This is a genomic window from Dellaglioa sp. CoH-57-MRSF-19, from assembly GCF_056781975.1.
Window position 1 is genome coordinate 1 of sequence record NZ_JBXAXW010000165.1, and the last position, 380, is coordinate 380.

Genomic DNA, 380 nt, shown 5'->3' on the forward strand with positions numbered 1-380 from the left:
AGCGTGAATGAGGACCAGGTGGCCACCCCGCCGAGCGTTGGGGCGTTCAGGGTAGCGGATCTCGGAAGACACGGAGGCGAACGCGACCTGTCCGTCGCGGACGTGCTCGAGGAGGCCGGGCGCCTCAACGATCGGGTGGACGGCGCTGTCGATGCCGAAGTCGTCGCGGACCCAGTCCCCGAACGGCTGATAGAACAACCCCTGAACGGTCTCCTCAGCACGGACAAGCGCGTTCCGCTGCTGCGCCCGTTGGATGAGCTCATACATGGCAATCTCGCCCTGATGTGGGGTCCAGGCGCGCAGCACGGATCGCAGGCAGGCGAGCCCGCAGATGTGCCGAGACCAGAACAGGTACTCCGCCTCTGACGGGTACCCGTCAG

General features: G+C 66.3%; 1 protein-coding gene. It reads right to left on the reverse strand.

Annotation, left to right across the window (positions count from 1 at the left end; genetic code table 11):
• A partial coding sequence (locus tag AC1RO3_RS08790) for a hypothetical protein (RefSeq protein WP_481764047.1) occupies window positions 1-267 on the reverse strand: 267 nt, incomplete at its 3' end.
• Window positions 268-380: the final 113 nt, after the last annotated feature.